General features: G+C 66.3%; 21 protein-coding genes and 2 tRNA genes. 14 read left to right on the top strand and 9 right to left on the bottom strand.

The annotated features are described in order from the left end of the window. Positions 1-33: 33 nt before the first annotated feature. The 9 genes from IFT73_RS16865 (at position 34) to IFT73_RS19665 (ending at position 10,779) form a co-directional block, all read left to right on the top strand. Entirely contained in the window at positions 34-1,182 is a 1,149-nt protein-coding gene (locus IFT73_RS16865; protein ID WP_192168623.1) for a glycosyltransferase, read from the top strand. A 29-nt stretch (positions 1,183-1,211) separates the two neighbouring features. Then, positions 1,212-1,952 (top strand): glycosyltransferase, encoded by a 741-nt coding sequence (locus tag IFT73_RS16860; RefSeq protein ID WP_244633561.1) that lies wholly within the window; start codon positions 1,212-1,214, stop codon positions 1,950-1,952. Next, complete coding sequence (locus tag IFT73_RS16855; RefSeq protein WP_192168621.1) at positions 1,949-2,998, top strand: glycosyltransferase family 4 protein; 1,050 nt, start codon at positions 1,949-1,951, stop codon at positions 2,996-2,998. The genes IFT73_RS16860 and IFT73_RS16855 overlap by 4 nt, the downstream gene beginning before the upstream one ends. A 58-nt stretch (positions 2,999-3,056) precedes the next feature. Next, positions 3,057-3,647 (top strand): hypothetical protein, encoded by a 591-nt coding sequence (locus tag IFT73_RS16850; RefSeq protein ID WP_192168620.1) that lies wholly within the window; start codon positions 3,057-3,059, stop codon positions 3,645-3,647. Further along, positions 3,644-5,500: a polysaccharide pyruvyl transferase family protein gene (locus IFT73_RS19675; protein ID WP_192168619.1), complete on the top strand. Its 1,857-nt coding sequence runs from the start codon at positions 3,644-3,646 to the stop codon at positions 5,498-5,500. The genes IFT73_RS16850 and IFT73_RS19675 overlap by 4 nt, the downstream gene beginning before the upstream one ends. Beyond that, positions 5,493-6,929, top strand: a complete 1,437-nt coding sequence (locus tag IFT73_RS19670) for an O-antigen ligase family protein (protein WP_192168618.1) — start codon at positions 5,493-5,495, stop codon at positions 6,927-6,929. Before IFT73_RS19675 ends, IFT73_RS19670 begins: the two co-directional genes overlap by 8 nt. After that, on the top strand, positions 6,916-8,307 hold the full coding sequence (locus IFT73_RS16835) for a polysaccharide biosynthesis tyrosine autokinase (RefSeq protein ID WP_192168617.1): 1,392 nt from the start codon (positions 6,916-6,918) through the stop codon (positions 8,305-8,307). The genes IFT73_RS19670 and IFT73_RS16835 overlap by 14 nt, the downstream gene beginning before the upstream one ends. A 209-nt stretch (positions 8,308-8,516) precedes the next feature. Next, positions 8,517-8,900, top strand: coding sequence for a hypothetical protein (locus tag IFT73_RS16830; RefSeq protein ID WP_192168616.1), 384 nt, complete (start codon positions 8,517-8,519; stop codon positions 8,898-8,900). Between the two features lie 97 nt (positions 8,901-8,997). Next, the gene (locus IFT73_RS19665; protein ID WP_192168615.1) at positions 8,998-10,779 is read left to right on the top strand and encodes a DUF4012 domain-containing protein; all 1,782 of its coding nucleotides are present in this window, start codon (positions 8,998-9,000) and stop codon (positions 10,777-10,779) included. Positions 10,780-10,794: 15 nt separating this feature from the next. Here IFT73_RS19665 and IFT73_RS16820 read toward each other — a convergent pair whose 3' ends face one another. Continuing rightward, positions 10,795-11,163, bottom strand: coding sequence for a VOC family protein (locus IFT73_RS16820; RefSeq protein ID WP_192168614.1), 369 nt, complete (start codon positions 11,161-11,163; stop codon positions 10,795-10,797). A 62-nt stretch (positions 11,164-11,225) separates the two neighbouring features. On the opposite strand from IFT73_RS16820, the gene IFT73_RS16815 reads away from it, so the two are divergent. Beyond that, the gene (locus tag IFT73_RS16815; protein WP_192168613.1) at positions 11,226-11,675 is read left to right on the top strand and encodes a MarR family winged helix-turn-helix transcriptional regulator; all 450 of its coding nucleotides are present in this window, start codon (positions 11,226-11,228) and stop codon (positions 11,673-11,675) included. A gap of 271 nt (positions 11,676-11,946) precedes the next feature. Here IFT73_RS16815 and IFT73_RS16810 read toward each other — a convergent pair whose 3' ends face one another. Beyond that, on the bottom strand, positions 11,947-12,852 hold the full coding sequence (locus IFT73_RS16810; RefSeq protein ID WP_192168612.1) for a sialidase family protein: 906 nt from the start codon (positions 12,850-12,852) through the stop codon (positions 11,947-11,949). 101 nt (positions 12,853-12,953) lie between these two features. Between IFT73_RS16810 and IFT73_RS16805 the strand changes: the two genes are divergently transcribed. After that, positions 12,954-13,382, top strand: a complete 429-nt coding sequence (locus IFT73_RS16805) for a VanZ family protein (RefSeq protein WP_192168611.1) — start codon at positions 12,954-12,956, stop codon at positions 13,380-13,382. Here the strand turns inward: IFT73_RS16805 and IFT73_RS16800 are convergent. Next, on the bottom strand, positions 13,372-14,403 hold the full coding sequence (locus IFT73_RS16800; protein WP_192168610.1) for a sensor domain-containing diguanylate cyclase: 1,032 nt from the start codon (positions 14,401-14,403) through the stop codon (positions 13,372-13,374). The genes IFT73_RS16805 and IFT73_RS16800 overlap by 11 nt on opposite strands. A gap of 124 nt (positions 14,404-14,527) precedes the next feature. Here IFT73_RS16800 and IFT73_RS16795 point away from each other — a divergent pair, with 124 nt between their 5' ends. Further along, positions 14,528-15,088 (top strand): hypothetical protein, encoded by a 561-nt coding sequence (locus IFT73_RS16795; RefSeq protein WP_192168609.1) that lies wholly within the window; start codon positions 14,528-14,530, stop codon positions 15,086-15,088. 7 nt (positions 15,089-15,095) lie between these two features. Here the strand turns inward: IFT73_RS16795 and IFT73_RS16790 are convergent, their stop codons facing one another. After that, on the bottom strand, positions 15,096-15,512 hold the full coding sequence (locus tag IFT73_RS16790) for a hypothetical protein (protein ID WP_192168608.1): 417 nt from the start codon (positions 15,510-15,512) through the stop codon (positions 15,096-15,098). Positions 15,513-15,590: 78 nt separating this feature from the next. Next, positions 15,591-15,677 (bottom strand) — tRNA-Ser (locus IFT73_RS16785). A 257-nt stretch (positions 15,678-15,934) separates the two neighbouring features. Here IFT73_RS16785 and IFT73_RS16780 point away from each other — a divergent pair. Beyond that, entirely contained in the window at positions 15,935-17,239 is a 1,305-nt protein-coding gene (locus IFT73_RS16780) for an HNH endonuclease signature motif containing protein (RefSeq protein WP_192168607.1), read from the top strand. Positions 17,240-17,319: 80 nt separating this feature from the next. Here IFT73_RS16780 and IFT73_RS16775 read toward each other — a convergent pair whose 3' ends face one another. The 4 genes from IFT73_RS16775 to IFT73_RS16760 all read right to left on the bottom strand — a co-directional run bounded on the left by IFT73_RS16775 (position 17,320) and on the right by IFT73_RS16760 (position 19,891). Beyond that, the gene (locus IFT73_RS16775; protein ID WP_192168606.1) at positions 17,320-17,775 is read right to left on the bottom strand and encodes a PH domain-containing protein; all 456 of its coding nucleotides are present in this window, start codon (positions 17,773-17,775) and stop codon (positions 17,320-17,322) included. A gap of 97 nt (positions 17,776-17,872) precedes the next feature. Then, a tRNA-Ser gene (locus tag IFT73_RS16770) sits at positions 17,873-17,961 on the bottom strand. 74 nt (positions 17,962-18,035) lie between these two features. Continuing rightward, positions 18,036-19,091, bottom strand: coding sequence for a hypothetical protein (locus IFT73_RS16765; RefSeq protein ID WP_192168605.1), 1,056 nt, complete (start codon positions 19,089-19,091; stop codon positions 18,036-18,038). After that, the gene (locus tag IFT73_RS16760) at positions 19,088-19,891 is read right to left on the bottom strand and encodes a carbon-nitrogen hydrolase family protein (RefSeq protein ID WP_192168604.1); all 804 of its coding nucleotides are present in this window, start codon (positions 19,889-19,891) and stop codon (positions 19,088-19,090) included. The genes IFT73_RS16765 and IFT73_RS16760 overlap by 4 nt, the downstream gene beginning before the upstream one ends. A gap of 52 nt (positions 19,892-19,943) precedes the next feature. Between IFT73_RS16760 and IFT73_RS16755 the strand changes: the two genes are divergently transcribed. Next, positions 19,944-20,915, top strand: coding sequence for an NAD(P)H-quinone oxidoreductase (locus IFT73_RS16755; protein WP_056604425.1), 972 nt, complete (start codon positions 19,944-19,946; stop codon positions 20,913-20,915). Positions 20,916-20,928: the final 13 nt, after the last annotated feature.

Below are 20,928 nucleotides of genomic sequence, written 5' to 3'. Positions count from 1 at the left end.
GTTAAGCATCCAGAAGATCTCGGAGCTCACCCGATGAGGCAAGGCACTTTCACTACCCTCATCAATCACGAATGGTTGGCTCGCCACGGCGGATCTGAGAATGTCTTCGAACAGCTCCTCGCAGCAGTCCCAGGTGCGACTTCAATGTGTCTCTGGAACGACGCACCCGAACGCTTCGGATCGCAGACCGACGAAACGTGGCTGGCTCGGACGCCGCTTCGCCGATCCAAGGCCTTATCGCTGCCCTTTCATCACGCGGCTTGGCAAGGTGTTGACCTGACAGGCGTCGACCGAGTCATCTCCAGCAGTCATGCCTTCGGCCACCATCTTGCATCTCGAGCAGCCAATACTGGTATCGACGCTTATGCGTATGTTCATACGCCAGCGCGCTATGTCTGGGCCCCTTCTCTTGACCAGCGGGGGCAAAACCCGCTTGCCCGCGGAGCCTCAGTCGTGCTGAAGAAGCGGGACCGCCGCCATACATCCGATGCTGTTAGCTACGCCGCGAACAGCCAGTTCGTCCGCTCCCGGATTCGCGCGTCGTGGTCCGTTGACTCGCGCGTCATCTACCCACCCGTTGCAGTCGATCGCATTCAAGCGACGCCCAACTGGGCAGATGTCGTCTCGCCAGAGGAGGCCGTTCTTCTTGACAATCTGCCGCGCCAGTTCGTTCTCGGCGCTTCACGACTAGTCGATTACAAGCGTCTAGATCTTCCCATTAAGGTTGGTGGTTTGCTAGGCATGCCGGTCGTGATCGCAGGTGACGGACCCCAACGAGACCAATTGGCGACAATAGCCGAACGCGTGCGAGTCCCAGTGAAGTTTGTTGGTCGAGTTAGTGACGCACTTCTGTTCGCCCTGTACCAGAGGGCTTCGCTTTTCGTCTTTATGCCAGTTGAAGACTTCGGAATTATGCCAGTAGAGGCGATGGCTCTCGGAACTCCTGTGCTCGCGAACGCTGTCGGCGGCGGTGCCGAGAGCGTGAGACTGGCTTCCGGGGGCGCTGTCGTCAACGACGATGCGAGCGACCAGGAGGTCCGCACTGCTGCAGTTAAGGCAATGGATGCGAGGAGCGACACTATGCGCCAAGGTGTCCGACAATTCAGCGAGGCAGCGTTCCGCGAGCACATCCGATCCTGGGTCCGTGAGGGCACTTCACCGCAGGCGGAGGGATCTTTGTGAGCACGGAACAGGTGCGAGTCTCAGTGCTTATGCCGGTACGCGACGGAGCAAGAACCGTGGCGGACGCGGTCCATTCAGTGCTTGCGGACATAGGGACGCACGATGAACTTGTCGTAGTCGACGACGGATCAACCGACGGCTCTGACGACCTACTGCGGTCGATGCCAGGGCAGATCCGCGTCGTTGCTAACGAAGGCCGGGGAATTGTTGACGCATTGAATACCGGTCTAAGGCTCGCAACAGGAGAGTTCATCGCCCGGTGCGACGCCGATGATCAGTGGCTGCCCGGCCACACGGAGTTACTCGTCGCTGAACTTGAGTCCGATCCCGAGGCCGTTGCTGTCTTCGGTGCCGCACAGTTGCGCGGCAGCAAGGGCGATGTGGTGGCTCATTCCGTTCCCCCGGGTTCACCGACCGAACTTCGGCGCGCGATGTTGCGTGGAAATCCGCTGATCCATGGTGCTGTGATGGCACGCCGGGGTTCCATCATTTCGGTCGGTGGGTATCGCTCGGTGTCTGGCGCGGAGGACTTCGACCTCTGGACACGACTGGCCGAGTCCGGCCGGTTGGGAACCATCCCCGACCTCATCTACGACTATCAACTCAGCAGCGCTTCGGCACACACGACGAAGCGACGTCGTCAGGCCCGAAGCACTCTGCGAGTGCTGCTTCAACACGCACTGAGGACACGCGAGTTGTCGGTCGCAGGCTTGGCGCGCAATGCATTGAGCGCAGTCTGGCCCGTTCGTCGATTCTGGTACCGGGCATGACCCGCATCATGATGATTCACCCGAGACCAACACGTGGCGGGTTCTCTGCGGTGGTCTCCCAGGCCATCGAGCTTCTCGGCCTCGGAGGGTTCGAGATCTCGGTGATGGTGGAGCGAGGCGATCGCCTAAGCGAGCTTCCTGCCGAGGTGAAACAAGTGATCCTCAAGCACCCACTAAAGTCCGCCCGAGGAGCTTCACAAGCCCGTCGTGCCATCACTTCGGTCCGCCCCCACCTCCTTCACCTCCACGGACGCCAGGCTGGTCTCATCGGTCGTATAGTCGCGCCACGATCGATAGAGAAGGTCCTCTACACGCCGCACGGCACGCCTTGGGCCGGTTCGTCAGCACGACGTCTCTTCCTGACCGAAGTCTCCGAGCGGGTGCTCTCAAAGCGGACCGACTCAGTGCTGTGCGTGTCCCGGTCGGAGCAAGCTGATTGGGTTAGAAGAGACCCCTCGAGCCGCGTTGAGTTCATGCCCAACCTGATCGAACTCGAGTCCAACTCTCGCACCCCCATTACCCCGGATCCTCAATGCCAGCTCCTCGTCCCAGGCGGTTACCACCCGCAAAAACGGCTTGAAGTTGTCATAGAGGCTCTGGCCATGACGACCGGCTCGCGGCGCGAAGTGGTCTTTTGCGGATCAGTAGAAGACGATAAATACCGCGAGAAGCTTATCGGACTAGCTAGATCTCTAGGTGTCGAGTCGCAGGTGCAGTTCTTGGGCAACATTCCGGATGTTAGTTCGAGGATGAGAAACGCTGAACTAGTCATCCTTCCGAGCTTCTCTGAAGGTTTTCCCATCGTTGGACAGGAGGCGGTCGCTGTAGGGGCCAATGTATTGTGGAGTGCCATTCCCGCTCATCAAGAACTATTCGGCGACACCGGTAGGTCATTTTGGACCGCCCACGAGCTGGCCGTTCTCATGACAAGACCTCCCCTGGAGTCCTCGGTTGTGGCGAGGCAGGCATGGTTACGAAAATTTCAAGACGATGCCCGCACGCGCCGGGCAGCGTTCTGGCGCCGAAATGCGATCCGTCTTGATTGATCCCGCTACACGACGACTTTCCAGCCGAGGGATGGGCAGAGACGGTCACGCAGCCCTCATGCTCGGCGCAGCAGACCTTCTTGGTCCTCTTGGCGGCTTTGCCGCGAGCATCGTCCACGCAAGGACGCTCGGACCATCAGGGCGCGGTGACCTGGCTGCTGTCGTGGCAGCGTTGGCAGTCTGCGAAGCCGTCCTTGTGTTCGGTATTCCCGACGTGATGACGAGACACGTTGCGCGCGTAAGGATGTTCACTCGATCTTTCACGGGCATGCTAATTGTCTGTTTGCTGGGATCAACGATCCCCGCCGTACTGGTTTGGTGGTGGGCGGTCGATCGTGTACTCAGTGCGGCGGCCGCCGGAATCGCGGCCGCAGTCGGGCCGACGGCTACCGTTGCAGCGCTGAGGCGCCGCATTCTGGCAGGGCGCCGCGCGTTCCGCCGCCTCGTGGTCGTCCTCATGGCGGGCGGAGTGATACGACCCATTGCGCCGGCTGCCTTGCTTCTGCTCTTCGCCGTCGTGCAGCTCGGGGCCAGCATTGCGGGTGCGGCGATAGTCAGCGTGGCTATCTACGCCGGGATGTACGGCGTTGCTCTTCTGCTGGCCAACCGGTCAGTCATGTACAAATCCCCCGGAGGCAAGACATCGTGAAGCCAATATTTACCGCCGTCATTCGCGCGAAAGACCGCGAACGCACCATTGGCCGAGCGATCACGTCGGTCCTTGACCAGACCGTGGCCGGTGAAGTCATTGTTGTCGACTCCGGTTCTTCCGACAGGACCGCGGAGATTGCGGAGTCGATGGGTGCGCGCGTCATCTCCATCCTTCCCGCGGAATTCACTTACGGTCGCGCGATCAACATCGGGGTACAAGAGGCAAAATCTGCCATCGTCCTCGTTCTATCTGCGCACTGCGCTCTGCCACGGTCGGACTGGGTAGAGCAGGCGCTCACCTACTTCGACGATGCCCACGTAGCCGGGCTGAACGGAGTCACGTCAGTGGGCGGCGGAACCGCCGAGCAGACCTTCTTCGAACCGCTGTTATCCCTGGAACTAGCAACGACCGTCGGCGCGGCCTATCAGCGCCAAGAGTGGTACTCATTCGCTGGCTTCTCGAACCATGCCTCCGTCGTTCGACGGTCCATCGCGCTAGCGGAACCCTTCGACGAAACCCTGACCGCATGCGAGGACAAAGAGTGGGCGAATCGTGTGACGGTCCGTGGGAATTCGCTCGTCTACGTCGCCGGCATGGCCGTTCCTGGTCTACACCGTCGGAAAGAGGGACTGAGAGCACTCTACCGCCGCGCCTCCAAAGAGGCGGACGCTCTCGAGCAACTGGCAGGACGACCGATATGGCGACCAACCGACGCCCTGCGGCACGGGGCTCGCATGACTGCGTCGCGTCGAGGCGTAAAACGGCTGGCACCATTTCGACCGGCGAACTTCGTTGAAACGTGTGGTCGCATCTCGCTGAGGCCTCGCACCAGCACGCTGACCAGTCGATCAGTCCCTGCTGGTCACGCTGAAGTATTGCTGCAGACTTTAAGACCTGTCCTAGCCCCTTCGCATCGCGTCGACCTCGCAAATGTGCCGCTTCACAATAATTGCGGTGACAGCGCTATCTGGTTGGGCCAACTGAAGGTGCTGCGCGCGCTGGGCGTCGACACGTCCCGTGCCAGAAGGTTCACGAATATCCTCGACCAATTCGCCGTACCTCGTCCCTCCCCCATTGTGCTTGTGCGCGGCGGGGGATACTTCGGCGATCTGTGGCCCGACGAACTCCGAGCATTCTTCGACGCTTGCGAGCAGTATCAAGGCCAGTCGTTGATCTTCATGCCCCAGTCTATGGGAACCCTTAGCCACGCCACGGTGCTCGCTGTCACAGCTAGCATCGAACGGCATGGCGACGTCCGGCTTCTGCTGCGAGACACTCGCAGCGCCGAAAAAGCACGCGAGTTGTTTCCTACTGCTCTAGTTTCGCTTGCGCCCGATTCGGCACAAGCTTTGACCGCTGAAGACTTGATGGGACTCGTCCCTCGTCCGAACCGGGACCTTCCGCCAATCAGAGTTATCGCGCGCTCGGACTCGGAAGGCGACGGGAGCTTAGTCGGCCGTGCCCAAGAATTGAACTTGAAGGTGCTCGATTTTGTCGACGCCGAGAGTTCGAAGACGAACAAGATCCTGCGATGGACGCATGAGTTCATTCGCGCACGATTTCCTCATAGGTTGGCGTCTGCAATTCTCATTCGCGCCTTGCCGAAAAGGTCGGTATATGACCATCATGCGCGAGCTGAGCTTCGCCGCGCCGTCTCCCTTATAGCAGGAGCCGAGAAGGTAGTGACCGACAGACTGCATGCCAGCATCATCGCCTCAATCTTAGAGATAGAAGTTGTGGCGGTCGACACAGGCTACGGGAAGCTGAGATCTTACTTTGAGGCTTGGCCCTCCAAGTTCGTGACATTTGCCGACGACGCCGATTCCGCCCTTCGGGACATCGATGATTGACGCGAAAGGAGGCGAGACAACATTCCGTCTCAAGCTGGTTCCTTTGCTCATATGTGCCGTTCTCTTCGTCGATGTGCCTGTTCCCCTCTTCGGCTCGGTCATCAGACTGGCCGCGATCCCGACGCTTCTGTTGATCGCTTTTCAGCGAAATCGAGTGTCGGTGCCCCGGTGCAGCTCCTTGGCGTTGCTATTCCCTCTGTACTTCGCACTTCCATGGCTCTTCAACGGGCGCGGCGACGTCACGCAAGTTACGTTCGATGTGACCGCACATCTCGTGGTCGTCGGAGTCGCGGTGCTGGCAGCACGAGAAATTACAAGGTCGGAAAGTCGACAGCAGCTTGCCGACTACTACGTCGCCTTTGCTGCAGTCAGCGCCGTTTTGGCGTGGTGCCAGCGCCAGAGTCTGCTGGGCCCCCTCGGCCGCGACCTATGGGGAAGAGCGCAGACATCTACCGGGGACCTTCGTGGGGCAGCGATGCTGTCAGATCCAAACTTCTTGGCAGTTTTGTTGGCTTCCTCTGTTCCGCTCATATTCCAATGGCACAGGTCGCGCTTGCGGCTCATGGCACTCGGAGTTGTCGCAATAGGACTGTTCAGTACGGACTCGCGGGCTGGAATACTTCTCGCGCTTATCTCAGTGGCTGTACTTCTTGCGAGAAAGGCGCCCGAAGGCCAACGAAGGTCTTCGAAGCGCGAGGGCGGGCGAAAGCTTGTAGTCACTGCCTCGCTAATGCTCGTCATCTTGTTTGTGATGAATGTAGGCGGCCAGCGCGACAGGGTGTTCGATGGCATCCAAGTGGCCTTCTCGGGGTCGATCGCCGGTAGTAGTCAGACTGACGCGGCTGCGGACGTCTCCGCAAGCGATCGGCGCGAGTACGCGACTGCCTGGTTTCGCCTCGGGATTGACAGCCTTCCGTGGGGTGCGGGCGTAAACGCTGAGGACTTCATCGTCACCGAATCGGGTAGACGAAACGCCGCGCACAACAACTTCATCCAGCTTCTCGGCCAGGGTGGGATCGCAGGCGCGTTGATCGCGCTTGTCACGGCAGCCGCGGGCGTAGTCTTGTTCCGGCGCAGAAGTGATGAGTTTGCGGTCAGCGGCTTGATGATCGTTCTCGGCGGGCTCTTTCTGAGCTTCCCCGGAACGGCGCTGGTCGCCTTCCCATTGGGCGTTGCAGATGCGTTGGCGCGTCGACGTCCAAAGTGGTCCGGTCACAGTCCGATACGTTCATCAAGACCCACGACTTCAAGCAAGCGTGGCCTCTCGACGCGCACGGCACACTTGCGCGCGGAACCGGAAACGCGCCTCGTAAAGCCCCAGGCTTCGGGAACTGCGCTGTTCAAGGGCGACCGGTCGCCCTACCTAGGCTCGGCTACCGATAATCGAACGAATACATATCTCGGACGGAGAAATTGTGGACCTGCGTGACTACGTGCGAGTGCTGAAGGCCCGTTGGCTATTGGTAGTTCTCTGCGGCCTTGTCCTGTTAGCCATTTCGGCGCTGCTCACAATCCGCGCGACCCCTCAGTACGCCTCATCTGCCCGCATGTTCGTCTCAACTCAGGGGTCGACTGACGACGCGCAAGCCAACCAAGGCGGTCAGTTTTCCCTTCAGCGGGTCAAGTCCTACGCGGATCTTCTGACGGGACGCGAGATCGCGCGCAGAGTGGTCGACGACTTGGATCTCGATGAATCGCCCAACACGCTTGCGGAGCAGATTTCTGCGAGTTCAAAACTTGACACTGTCATTCTCACCGTCACTGTCACCGACCCCGACCCGGCCCGCGCGCAAATGCTCGCAAATGGCGTTGCGAAGGTCTTTGTTGCTTACGTCGCCGAGCTTGAGACGCCGCCGGGGAAGGACGAAGCAACGATCAAGGCGACGGTCGTCGATCCGGCTTCCAGATCGTCCTCGCCAATCTCACCTCAGCCAATGCGCAACCTCGGGCTCGGCCTGATCCTGGGCCTGCTTCTCGGGGCTGGCGCGGCCGTGTTGCGGGAGACGCTGGACACGACCATCAAGTCATCGCGTCAGCTCGAAGGGCTCGTGCCGGCGCCGATTATCGGTGCCATCAGCTACGACTCTGACGCCGTCGACACCCCCCTCATCACGAGTCTCGATACGTACGCGCCGCGCTCTGAGGCCTTCCGCGTGTTGCGGACGAATCTGCAGTTCATTGACCCCGACGCGCACCACAAGGTCTTCGTCGTCACCAGCTCGCTGCCGGGCGAGGGCAAGACCACAACGGCCGCCAACCTCGCTCTCGCGCTCGCGGAGGGCGGCGAGAAGGTCGTGCTGGTCGAGGGCGATCTGCGTCGTCCGAAGGTCGCCGAGTACCTGCGCCTCGAGTCGTCCGTCGGCCTGACCACGGTGCTGATCGGCAAGCTCTCGCTGGAGGACGCGATCCAGACCACCGCCAACGAAGACCTTCACGTCCTCACCAGTGGCTCGACGCCGCCGAACCCCGCCGAGCTGCTCAAGTCGAGCTCGATGGCCGCGCTCATCACCTCGCTGCGTGAGACCTACGACATCGTGCTGATCGACGCACCGCCGCTGCTGCCCGTCACCGACGGCGCACTGCTCGCCGCCCAGGCTGACGGCGCACTGCTGGTCGTCCGGCACGGCAAGACCACGACCGACCAGGTCACGCTCGCCGTCGAGCGCCTGGAGGCCGTCGGCGCTGCGCCCGTCGGCGTGATCTTCAACCGCACTCCGGCCAAGGGCGGGGACGGTTACGGCTACGGGTACGGATACGGCTACGCCCCCGACGCGTCCGCATCGCAGGACGCATCTGCGAAAGCCTGACGTGATTTGAGTCACATCTGCGGTGGTTGGAACGAGTCCACATCGCCGAAGTTACGAACAAATCGCCGAAGATGAGGGGCACTTCATGTTTCGTGTTCATGAAATGTGCTGAGAGCGGCACTAGTAGGGCCAAAAGTCCCCTACGCTTAGCGAAGAATTCCACCTGTAGCACCACCCACCTGGCACCTTTGCCAAAGACAAGGACAACCATGAAGAAGATTCTGATTGCGCTCGTCGCATCGATCGCTCTGGTTCTCGGCACGGGAGCCTTCGTGAGCGGCGCTTCGGCAGCCGACTACCCGGGCACCGTTCCGACGGCCCCCTCCACCCCGCCGGTCAAGACGGTCGAGCCCGGCTCGAACTTCAAGATCACGATCAAGATCAAGGCCGGCAACGCCAAGGCCAACGGCACGCTGCGCGTCGTCTTCAACGGCAAGAAGTACACCGTCAAGGTGCGCAACGGCGTCGCAAAGTTCAAGGGCAAGGCGCCCAAGTCGACCGGCACGAAGGCGATCAAGTACACCTTCAAGCCCTCGAAGAACTCGGTCTTCAAGGCGAGCAAGGGCAAGACGAAGGTCAAGATCAAGAAGTAGTCATCGAGCGCTCCAGCGTTCATCTCAGAAGTGGGGCTGCCCATCGGCAGCCCCACTTCTGCGTGTGTAGGGCACCAAGCAGCAGGGGGACACCATCGTGAGCAGCTCACGCACCGCGCCGACGGCGAAGAAGAAGCCGCGCCGGCTCACGATCGTCCTGGCCGTGCTCGGCCTGCTGGTGGTCGTCGGCGTCGCAATCGCCGTCTACGCCTACACCGAGCTGTCGTCGGCACGTGACGACATCGACGTCGCCACCACCAGCGCGTCCGAGCTGCAGACTGCCCTCGAGTCGGGCGACCAGCCCGCCGCGCGGACGTCGCTCGAGCAGCTGCAGCAGAGCATCGGCGACGCCGACTCCACCCTCTCGGGCGCGATCTTCTCCGTCGCCGCGAAGTTGCCGATCGCCGGCAGGAACGTCACGGCCGCACGCACCGTCACCTCGTCGCTGAGCACCGTGGCGGACGACGGACTGCCGCCCCTGGTCGAGATCGCCGACCAGTTCAACGGCAAGACGTTCAACCCTGCCGGCGGAAAGATCGACGTCGCGACCATCGCCGCGATCGGCCCCAACGTCACGACGTCGGCCCGCGTCATCGAGGCCGCCTCGGCCAAGGTGGACGCGATCGACGCCTCGTCGCTCAACGGTTCACTGCAGGGCCCGGTCGAGGACGTGCAGGACAAGCTGGCCCACGCGGCCACCGTGGCGCAGCGCGCCACCACCGCGTCGACCGTCGTGCCGCAGATGCTGACGGGCAAGCACCGATACCTGCTGATCTTCCAGAACAACGCCGAGATCCGGGCCACCGGCGGGCTGCCCGGTGCCTACGCCGTGCTCGACGTGAACGACGGCAAGATCTCGCTCGGCGAACAGGGCTCGGGAGCATCGATGGGCAACTTGCCGTACGAGGCGACGCCCATCTCGCAGGAGGAGACCGACCTCTTCGACACCAAGCTGGTCAGCGACTTCCGCGACATCAACTTCACCCCCGACTTCCCGCGGGCTGCCGAGATCGGCACGGCCATCCTCGCCCGCGAGAAGAACATCGACGTCGACGGCGTGCTGTCGGTCGACCCCGTGACCCTGTCGTACGTGCTCGAGGGCATCGGCCCCATCACGCTGGACGACGGCTCGACTCTCACGTCGTCCAACGCCGTCGACGTGCTGCTCAACGGCGTCTACGTGAACTACCCCGAGCCCGACGCGCAGGACGCCTTCTTCGCCTCGGCCACGCAGAAGATCTTCGACAAGGTGCTGGCCGGCCAGGGCGACCCGACGGCCCTGCTCAAGGCGCTCACCAAGGCGACCGACGAGCGTCGCGTGCAGGTGTGGACGAAGGACAGCGCGATCACCGACGCGCTCGGCGACTCCGCCGTCGCCGGCAAGCTGCCGACGGGCAAGGCCGCGAACTCTGCCATCGGCATCTACCTGAACGACGCCACCGGCGCGAAGATGCAGTACTACCTCGACTACGACATCTCGGCCAAGGCCACCCGGTGCACCGAGAGCGGCACGCAGTCGTTCGAGACCACCACGACGCTGACGTCGTCCGCTCCCGCCGACTCGGCCCAGCTGCCCGAGTCGATCCGCGGGCCGGGCTTCGGCGCCGAGCCTGGCTCGATGCTGCTCAACTACTACGTCTACGCGCCCAACGGCGGCAAGGTCACGGCCCTGACGATCGACGGCGAGGACGCCGCCTACCCCCTGACGCAGGACGGACGCGGCGTCGACCTCACCACGGTGCAGCTCGACCCGGGCCAGACCGTGACCGTCAAGGCCACGATCAGCGGCAGTGACGGTCAGCGCTGGGCGACGCGCCTGCTGGCCACACCGTCGATCAAGCCGGGCTCCGAGAGCTCGGTCATCCCTAGCGCCTGCTGATCCCCGCTGCGCCGCTCAGGCGCGGTCGTGGAGCGTGATCCGGTAGCCGTCCGGGTCGGCGAAGGTGAACGTGCGGCCGAAGGGTCCGTCGATCGGCGCCGACACAATCGTGTGGCCGTCGGCGGCCAGTGAGTCGTGGATCGCCTGGACGTCCGTGGCGTGCAGCCAGATCGCGGCACCGATGCCGGGCTGCGGCGCCGAGGCGATGTCGGTGCCCTCGACGACGTCGCGCAGGGCGAACGCGATCGGCGTGGTCTCGAAGACCACGGCGTGCGGCGGTCCGGCCGGTGAGCGCACCAGGCCGAGGTACTGCTCGTAGAACGCCTGCGAGGCGGCGAGGTCGGTGGCCTGCAGGGAGATGAAGTCGGGTCCGGTGACGGGCATGGTGCTGCTCCTTCGATGCGTGTCAGTTATCTGACATCTCGACCGTATGTCAGAATACTGACATGAGTCAAGACGGCATCGACCTCGAGACGTCCCTCGGGTACCTGCTGAAGGAGGCGTCGAGCGCGCTGCGCGCCTCGATGGAGGAGGTGCTGCGCCCGCTCGGCATGACCGTGACGCACTACTCCTGCCTCGAGCTGCTGTCGCAGCGACCGGGGTTGTCGAACTCCGAGCTCGCGCGCGGCGCCTTCGTGACGCGGCAGTCGATGAACGTCCTGCTGCAGACCCTCGAGCGCGACGGCTACGTGACCCGGCCGGCCGAGGCCCCCGTCGGCAAGGTGCTGCCGACGCGGCTCACCCCGCGCGGACGCCGGAGCCTCGCGAAGGCCACCGCGGCGGTGCGGTCAGTCGAGGTCAGGATGCTCGCGGGCATGAGCCGCACCGAGCAGGCGGCGGCGTTCGCGGCCCTGCAGAGCATGACCCGGTCGCTGCGTTCCACCGACCCGGTGTGACGCAAGCCCTCTCGCGCTGACCCGCGTTTTGCCTATGATGGCAGCTCGTACCGGTCAGTAACATGGTCGGCGGAACGGACGGAAGGGGCTGAGCGACATTCCGGACAGAGTTCGTCAGGTCCTCGCGCGGTTCCTCGCCGACGATCCCGACATCCAGGTCGTCTACGTCAGGGCCATCCGCCCCGACTCGTACTACGTCAGCGTCGAGGACGGCCGCACCGTGATCTTCGTGCACCCGGTGCACCAGTCGACGGCACGGCGCCCGGACTGATCAGGGCTGCATCCAGGCCAGGCCGTTGTTGGTGCTGTTGTAGACACCGTCGTCGACGACCGCGAAGAGCGCGCTCGACGTCGCGGCGATGGCCTTGGCGGGCTCGCCCGAGATGCACCCGCCCGGGGTCCACGTCACTCCCCCGTCAGCCGTCGTGAACGCGTTGGCGGCGCAGCCGTTGTAGCGGGCCAGCGCGAAGCCCGCGCTCGGCGTCAGGAAGGTGCTGACGCGGACGTTGTCGAGGCGCCCCAGCGCCACCCATGTCTCGCCGTCGTCGCCCGAGCCGATGATCGAGCCGTCGGCGCACGACACGCGCCCCGACTCGGCCGTGACCTGGCTGACGGACGTGACGACGCACCCCTCGGCGGGCTTCGAGCGTCCGTCGGGCGTCACGACCGACGCGCTGTCGTCGGGGCGCGGGTACCAGAGGTCGACGTCGTCGGCGGTCGTCCACGTGCGTCCACCGTCGGAGCTGGTGACCTGGCGGACGTCGCAGTCGGACGTCGTGCCGACCACCGCGATCGAGCTGGCGTCGGTCGCACGCACCGCGAGCGTCGAGGTCAGACCGGTCTGGGACGGTGCGAAGTCGGCGCCGCCGTCGGTCGAGATCTGCACCGAGGCGGCCGGGTCGGTGCACCGTCCGCGGGTGCCGTAGACGATCGTGCCGTCGTTCGCCGCCGACATCGCGACGGCCTCGGCGGCCGTGAAGTCGTACGGGATCTGCTGGGTCGTCCCCGCTTCGGTCGGCTCGCTGGCCGACGGGGTCGGCGCCGTCGCGGACGCCGACGACCGGGGCACGTCCGACTCCGGCGGGGTGCCGTTGACGTGCCGCACGGCGCCCACGACCAGGATCACGTCGACGACCACGAAGACGGCCAGGAGGAGGCGCTGCACGAGGGGACTCACCTGTCCGAGCCTAGTCGCTGGTACCGAGACCTAGGTCCCACGTGTCCCACCCGACACGTGTGACCCGTGCCCGGCGACCACGCCCTCACTACGATCGAGGGATGCGCTCACGATGGCTCCTGCTGGCAGCAGGGGCGTACGCGTTCGCACTCGCCCTGATCGGCCTCTGGAAGACGCCCGTCGACCGCAACGTCGCCGTCGTCGACCTCGCCCCGGTCGCGTGGACGATCGACCGGCTGGGCCTCGACCCGTGGCAGGGCTACGACCTCGTCGAGTTCACCGCCAACATCGCGCTGTTCGTGCCGCTCGGCGTCCTGCTGCTGCTGTGGTGGCGTCACCGCGGGTGGCTGCACGCGGCCGGGGTCGCGTTCGCGACGAGCCTGACGATCGAGATCCTGCAGCAGGTGCTGCGGCCCGAGCGGTTCGCGAGCGTCAACGACGTCGTCGCCAACACCGCCGGCGGCGCGATCGGCGGCCTGCTGGTGGTGGCCGGACGTCGTCTGCGCCAGCGGCAGCCCGTCAGTCGCTGAGCGGCTCGGCCAGGACGGCGATCGGCGACTGCGTCCGCTTGGCGACGTAGAGCGCCTTGTCGGCCGCCGCGAACAGGTCGGTCAGCGTGCTGGTGGAGTCGGGAGTCAGCACCACCGACGCCATGCCGGCCGACAGGCCGATGCGGTTGCTCTTCTCGGCCACGTCGCGGCACAGCGCGTTGACGAGCTTCTCGATCACCCCGACGTCGTCGCCCGAGACCAGGATCGTGAACTCGTCGCCGCCCACCCGGGCCACGACGCTCGACTCGACCCGGTCGAACATGAACGTCAGCGCCGCCGCGACCGCACGGATCATCTGGTCGCCCATCGGGTGGCCCTCGGTGTCGTTCACGAGCTTGAGGCCGTCGATGTCCATCGCGACGATCGCGATCTCGCGCGACGCCTCGTCGCCCAGGTCGAACAGCCTGGCCGCGTGCTCGTCGAGCGCCCGGCGGTTGAGCAGGCTCGTCAGCGGATCGCGGTAGGCGAGCTTCTGCAGGTCGGCCTCGCGGATGGCCCGCGAGACGGCCGCGGCCAGGATCGCCACGAGGACGTCGGTGTAGGCGACGCCGTCGTCGTCGAAGACCTTCTCGCCGATGTGCCGCGTCGCGTAGAACTCGCCCCACGACCGTCCGTCGACGACGATCGCCGTCGACAACGACGAGCCCTTGCCGAAGCGCTCGAGCAGGTAGCGCTCCTCGACCGGCAGCCCCTCGTCGTCGATGCTGTCGACGAAGGTGCGACGCTCACGGATCGCCGACGTCAGACGGCTGAGGCCCGACACCGGATACGTCTCGTCGGCGGGCCACCGCTCCTCGCCGTCGCCGAGGTCGCCGACGTTGATGAGGGTGCGGACGTCCTCGCCCGAGTCGTTCAGGCGGCTGATCGACACCGTCGCGGCCCCGAGAGCCGTGCGCGCCTGCTCGGCGGCCGTCTCGAGGATGTCGTCCAACTCGTGCTGGTCTGCCAGCATGCGGGCCATGGCGGCCAGGCTCTTCAGACCGCTCGTCGCCTCGCTCATCGCACTCCGGTCAGTTGCCGCTGCCCAGTCCCCGCAGCGGATCCCAGCGTACCTCCGCCGGGCAGGGCGGGAGGTCGAACGCGAAATGAGACGGAGCGACAGCTTTCGATGGGACGATGGGCCCATGACGGGTCGTGACGGTCGCCAGACGCGGCGCAAGATCACGCTCGAGACGCTGAGCTTCTCCGTGCCGGTGACGGCCGCGGTCCTCTGCTCCGGCCTCATCGTCGCGACGTGGTCGCGCGACGGCGCGGTGCTGGCTGCCCTGCTCACGGCCGTGGCGTGCACCGCCGTCATGCTCTGGCACCGGAGCAACCACCCCGCGAGCATCGCGCCGCGGGGGTCGTCGGCGGAGGCGGACGCGGGGTCGGACGACGTCGAGGACGACGGCGGCCGGTGGGACCTGTTCACCGTCGTGCTGTTCGCCGTGAGCCTCGTGGCCGTCGTGGTTGCGGGCGTCGTCGTCCGGTTCACGCTCGCGCTGGCGATCATCGTGCTGTTCGCGGTGGTCGACAGCGACTCCGACCTCGGCGACGTGGCCCTCGCGACGGTGGTGACGCTGGGGGCTGCCGCCGTCGTCGAGCTCGTCGTGGTCATTCCGCTCAGCCGGCTCTGGGACCTGTCGACCGACGAGGGCCCCGGGCTGCTGGCATCGATCTACCCCGTCGCGACCGACCAGGCCTGAGAGCGGGTCACCCGGCCGGCTCGACGTCCACGGCCGCCGACCACCGGGCGCCCTTCGGGACGCTGACCTTCACGTCGAACGTCGAGATCGGATCACCCTCGACCTTGTTCAATCCGATGAGCCCCGGGCCGCCGCCACTGTCGGACGAGCACGGGACCGCCCCCTCGCCCACGCCGCTGATCGCGACGACGATCTCGGCGTCGTCGTCACCGATGCAGTCCATGTGCAGGTAGAAGTCGCTCGTGGGCGTCTTCAGCGTCACCGGCCGGACGGCGTCGCCGCGCTGGTCGATGAGCTCGGCGACCCTCGTCGTCCCCTTGCGCTGGTCGAACGTCTGCGTCGGCGTCAGCTCGGAGCACCCCGCGAGCGTCAGCATCGCCAGGACGGGCAGGGCTGCCCAGGTCGTCCGCCTCGTCATGCGCATGGGGCCAGTGTGGCGGAGAGACGGAGAAGCCCCCGACAGGCGCGAACCTGTCGGGGGCTTCTTCGTGTCTCTGCGGGGCGGAGGTGGCGAGATTTGAACTCGCGAGAGGTTTAAACCTCAACCCGCTTAGCAGGCGGGCGCACTAGGCCACTATGCGACACCTCCCCGCAGCACGCCGAAACGTGCAACCGGAACAGGATAGCGACCGTCCGCGGCCCACGACGAATCGGCCGCTCCTTCGGGCGTCTCCGTGCTGTGCGGCGACGCCCTGTGGACGGACGAGCACTCGGCCGATCGCGATGTCGGAGGGAGTGTGTAGCGTCGGGAGGGGCACCTGCAAGCGTTCTTATCGACTGCAATGCCAACACATTCGGACACCGAGACGCTTGACTCACGTGCGACTCTTGGGTAGAGTCGAATACATGTTCGAGTCGACGATGGTCACGATCGCCGAGGCGCTGGATGCGCTTCGGCTCGACGTCTACGACTCCATGCAGCCGGCCGAGCAGATGGCCGCGTGCGAGAGGCTCGCGCGGCTCGAGGCGCGGGTCACGGCACACCTGTTTGCCGCGACCCGCGCCGCCGATGCGTCCAAGGCCGCGAAGACCGTCGGGGCGACGTCCACCGGTGCGGCGCTGGCCAACCTGTTCGGCGGCGACGAGGCCGCCGCGGCCAAGATGGTCAAGCGGGCCAAGAAGGTGCAGGCCGGATCGGCCACCGAGAAGGCGCTCGCCAACGGCGAGGTCTCCGAGGCGCAGGCAGATCTCATCGCCGGCAAGCTCGGCTCCCTCCAGGGCAACCCGTCCGAGGCGCAGCGCGAGGGAGCCGAGACGCAGCTGCTCGACGACGCCAAGAAGATGTCGCTCAAAGACCTCGGCCGTCGGGCCGACCGCATCAGCGACACGTTCGCCGACGACGACGAGGTCGACGCCCATGAAGACAAGACCCTGCGCGACCGCGAGACCGAGGCGCGCAAGAAGTCGTACTTCTGGATGGCCGACCGCAAGGACGGCACCTACAAGGGCGAGTTCGTCATCCCCGAGGCTCAGGGCGAGATGCTCAAGAACGCCCTCGAGGCGCTCAACGCGCCGCAGGTCAAGAACACCGACGACGACGTCGCGGCCGCCATCTACGACGCTCCCCCGACCTACGGCCAGCAGATGGCCGAGGCGTTCTGCACGTTCATCGAGCACATCCCCGGCGGCGAGCTGCCGCAGACGGCGGGCGTCGGCGTGACGGTCAGCGTGTCGATCGAGCTCCGGTCGCTCATCGACGGCCTGAAGGCCGGCACCCTCACCACCGGCTGCCGCGTCAGCGCCTCCGAGGTGCGACGCATGGCCTGCGAGCAGGCCATCCTGCCGATGGTGTTCGACGGCGCTCCCCTGCCGCTCGACTGCGGACGCGAGAAGCGCCTGTTCAACCGGGCCCAGCGGCGCGCTGCTGAGGGTCGCGACGGAGGCTGCACCTTCCCCGGCTGCACCCGTCCGCCGTCCTGGTGCGTGGGCCACCATGCCCGCAAGACCTGGGCCGCCGGCGGCACCACCGACCTGCACGACATGGTGCTGATCTGCCCGCACCACCACCGCATCGTCCACGCGCAGGACTGGGACATCGTCTTCGCCGACGATGGACACCCCGAGTACGTCCCACCCGCGTCGATCGATCCCCGGCGACGGCCGCGGCGCAACCATCGGTTCCGCGCCGACCAACCAGACCGAGCCGCCTAGGCACCCATCACCACCCGGCACCGCCGGACGCACCGTCGCCCCCGAGGCACGACGATGCGTTCGGGGGTGCTTCGGCGCGGTCAGGCCTCGGGGTCGAAGCGGGTGTAGCCGTTGGCGACGTTGAGCCGGTCGTACACGTCCCGCGCGAAAGTGTTGGCCCGAGATCCCAGGTGCACCAGCGAGAAGACGACCGAGCCGCCGTCCGCCCGCGTGAACACGAGCTCGCCCCGGCCGATGCTGACGTCCTCGACGTCCGCCCACCGCACGTGCACGGGTCGTGCGCTCACGGGGCCACCCAGGCGGACACCCTCGGGGTCGGCGCGCACGACCGTCGGCGGCAGCACCAGCACCCGGACGGCGTTGAGCAGCAGGACGACCGCCAGCAGGCCGATCCACTCCCACACCAGGAAGGCGAGCATCGCCGCGATGCCCGCGCCGATCAGCTGGACGCCGACGGACGTCAGGACGTAACGGCGGTCGAGACGGTAGGTCGTCGTCGAGGGGCTGGCGGACGGACCGGGAGTGGGCTGGGACATCGCCACCATTGTCGCCCGAGCGACCGTCACGTGCTGCACGAGGGCCGTGACGAGGGCGAGGCCCGGGCCACGCGAGCCCGGGCCTCGTCCCGACCGGCAGAGGGGGCGGGATTCGAACCCGCGGCTGACATCGCTGCCAGCGAGCGCTTTCAAGGCGCTTCCGATCGGCCGCTCCGGCACCCCTCCTGGCGGCGGCACCCCGCGAGGTGCTGCGCCGAGACCGATTATCGCACCGTTGGGGCCGGTGCACGCCACCGGTTCTACTTCAGCGGAGCGAAACGGGGAGGCTCCACGCGGACGACTTGCTCGATCGCGCGGGCCGCGCGGGCCGAGCCCTGACGCATCGCGTAGTGCCGCGCGAGCAGGCCGACACCGAGGCCCAGCACCGCCGAGTAGAGCGTCGACAGGGCGATGTAGGTCGGGAACGCGCCGGGCGTCACGAGCGACGTCGAGAGCACCGCGGTGCCGATGACGGCGAACACCAGCACCCACCAGCCGTCGCGCCGCTTCGACCGCAGCGAGACGCCCACGATCAGCGCCGGGAAGCCGATGAACACCTCGACCGGCCGGGGGACGCCCTCGAACGTCCGGCGCATCCACCCCACCAGGTCGCTGAAGGTGTCGACCAGGATGTCGGAGCCGTGCGAGCGGACGAAGCTGCTGTAGGCCAGCAGCAGGAGCAGCAGCACGGCCGCGCCCGCGAGGATCGCCAGGTTCTGCTTGCCGAGCCCGTGCAGGCCCGCGCCCAGGTTCCAGACCAGCGTGATGGCCAGGCCCAGCGCGATCGCGATGACCATCAGGTTGAAGCGCTGGTAGTTCACCGGCGCGTTCCACGCCGCGACCGCGACGGTGCCGCTGAGCGCGACGACGATCGTCAGGCCGAACTCGCGCAGCACCGCCACGAGCGAGTCGGCCGGGCGGGTCACCAGCACCGCCCAGACCGCCGACAGGATCGCCGTCAGCGCGGCGGCGGACGCCAGCAGCACGTTGGTCTCGACCACCACCGCGGCCACGCCGAGTGCTGCCGTGATGGGCAGCCAGATGCGCATGTGCCCGCCGCCGCGGTGCGTCAGGCCCACCGCGAACACGACCATCAGCAGTGCCGCCGACGGACGCTGCAGCCACGACGGTGCGCCGACCGCGACGACCGACGTCAGCGCACCCGCGACGCCCACCACCCACAGGCCGAAGACGCCGACCATGATGAGCCGCACCGTACGGGCCGACTCGATGCGCGGTTGGCGCGTCGGGACGTCGTACTCCGGCGGCACCGACGCGTCGAGGCGCCGGCGTCCACCGTGGGCGGTCTGGGTCATGAGCTGGGCGTCCTCCCTTGACGGGCAAGTCTCCGGTTGGCGAGCGACGGGTTGACGTCCCGGGCGCGGGCGACCTCGTCGGCCTTCACGTCGGCCCGGATGATCTGGTCGTCCGAATCGGCCTCGACCACGATAGAGCCCCACGGATCGACGACCAAGGAATGGCCCGTGTAGCGCTCGCCACCCTGCGCCGCCGCGACGACGTGCACGGTGTTCTCGATGGCCCGCGCGCGCAGCAGCGTGCGCCAGTGGTCGAGCTTGTGGTCGCCGGCGACCCACGCGGCCGGGACGACGAGCGTCTCGGCGCCGGCGTCGACGAGGGCCCGCGCCAGCTCGGGGAACCGCAGGTCGTAGCAGGTCATGAGGCCCACCCGGCGTCCGTCGACGTCGACGACCACCGGCTCGACCTCGCCCGGCAGGAGCCGCTCGGACTCCTTGTAGCCGAACGAGTCGTACAGGTGGATCTTGCGGTACGACGTGCGCAGGGCGCCGTCGGGGCCGACGACCACGAGGGTGTTGAACGGCAGCGCCCCGTCGACGCGCTCGAACATGCCGGCGACGACCGTGGCGCCCAGGCGGACGGCCTCGGTGGCCAGCATCGCGACGAACGGGCCGTCGAGCGGCTCGGCGACGGCCGCGAGGTCGTGGTCGGTCGAGCCGAAGTCGTGCATCGTCGCCTCGGGCAGCACCACGAGGTCGAGGTCGTCGTCCGGGCCCAGCGTCGAGAGCTGCCGGACGACCGCCTCGCGGTTGCCCCGCGAGTCGATCTCGGCAGCGAGCTGGACGACGGCGACACGCATGACGACCATCCTGTCAGGTCCGGCCTGACAGCGGCCCGTTACCGTTCATGAGATGCGCGCAGTCACTGCTCCCACACCTGGCGGCGTCGATGCCCTCCAGGTCGTCGACCGCCCCACCCCCGAGCCGGCCCCCGGCGAGGTGCTGATCCGCGTCACCGCGGCCGGCGTCAACCGGGCCGACCTGCTGCAACGGCAGGGACACTACGATCCGCCGCCCGGCGCGACGGACGTCCTGGGGCTCGAGTGCTCGGGCGACATCGTGGCCGTCGGCGACGGCGTCACCGACCTGCAGCCGGGAGAGCACGTGTGCGCGCTCCTGAGCGGCGGCGGCTACGCCGAGTACGTCGCCGTCCCTGCCGGGCAGGTCGCGATCGCGCCCGACGGCGTGACGCTGACCGAGGCCGCGGGCCTCATGGAGGTCGCCGCGACCGTCTGGTCGAACGTCTTCATGATGGGCAAGCTGCAGCACGGCGAGACGCTGCTCGTCCACGGTGGCGGCAGCGGCATCGGCACGATGGCGATCCAGCTCGGCAAGGCGTTCGGCGCCACGGTCGTCGTCACGGTCGGCTCGGAGGAGAAGGCGGCGTTCTGCCGCGAGCTCGGCGCCGACCTGACCATCAACTACCGCGAGCAGGACTTCGTCGAGGAGATGAAGGCCGCCGACCTGCGCGCCGACGTCATCCTCGACATCATCGGCGGCAAGTACCTCGCCTCGAACGTCGCGGCCCTCAACACCGCCGGACGGCTCGTCGTCATCGGCATGCAGGGCGGCGTCAAGGCCGAGCTCAACCTCGGCGCGCTGCTGACCAAGCGGGCCGCCGTCATGGCGACGTCGCTGCGGGCGCGTCCGGTGTCGGAGAAGTCGGCGATCGTGTCGGCGATGGTCGCGCAGGTGTGGCCGCTGGTCGCCGACGGCACGGTCCGTCCGATCGTCCACGCGACGTATCCGCTCGAGGACGTCCGCGCCGCGCACCAGGAGCTCGAGGACTCGACCCACACCGGCAAGGTGCTGCTCACGTTGTGACGTCGTCGCCGCT

It is taken from the genome of Aeromicrobium sp. CFBP 8757 (assembly GCF_014841755.1).
Classification (GTDB): domain Bacteria; phylum Actinomycetota; class Actinomycetes; order Propionibacteriales; family Nocardioidaceae; genus Aeromicrobium.
Note: the sequence above shows the minus strand (reverse complement) of the source record. Positions and strands in the feature narration are given on the sequence as shown.